Here is a 514-nt window from a genome sequence, read left to right as displayed (position 1 = left end):
TTTCAAGGTTCTGGCTGGATACAAACCCAGCAGTCTAACTATTAATTCATCTAGCTAGTTGCTGAATTTTCTTCCCTGTTCTTTCTTAGCTTTTTCACCTTAGACAGGTGGAGGTTAGCGGACTCGAACCGCTGACATCCTGCTTGCAAAGCAGGCGCTCTACCAACTGAGCTAAACCCCCAGAATTCAGTTCTCAGTTCTCAGTTCTCAGTCATCAGTTTTTTTGCTGACCACTGTTTACTGTTCACTGTTCACTGTTTTCAGGTGGGCCATCCTGGACTCGAACCAGGGACCTCACCCTTATCAGGGGTGCGCTCTAACCACCTGAGCTAATAGCCCATATCCGAACCACTTCATAGTTTGAAAGCCCAACAATTCCTGCGACCGACCTAGAGTAGACCAATCTCTTCTTCTATTCGCTCTTCACTTTCGATTTCTGAGTTGGGTAGGTCTCCCTAAAAAGGAGGTGATCCAGCCACACCTTCCGGTACGGCTACCTTGTTACGACTTCACC

At 47.5% G+C, this 514-nt stretch carries 2 tRNA genes and 1 rRNA gene; all 3 read right to left on the bottom strand.

From position 1 onward, the window contains the following. Window positions 1-108 precede the first annotated feature (108 nt). A tRNA-Ala gene (locus A3775_RS10630) sits at window positions 109-181 on the bottom strand. A gap of 84 nt (window positions 182-265) precedes the next feature. Next, window positions 266-339: transfer RNA gene (locus A3775_RS10625), tRNA-Ile, on the bottom strand. A gap of 120 nt (window positions 340-459) precedes the next feature. After that, window positions 460-514: ribosomal RNA gene (locus A3775_RS10620) — 16S ribosomal RNA — on the bottom strand; the annotation flags it as partial.

Source organism: Anabaena sp. 4-3 (assembly GCF_001597745.1).
In the GTDB taxonomy this organism is placed as follows: domain Bacteria; phylum Cyanobacteriota; class Cyanobacteriia; order Cyanobacteriales; family Nostocaceae; genus Trichormus.
Note: the sequence above shows the minus strand (reverse complement) of the source record. Positions and strands in the feature narration are given on the sequence as shown.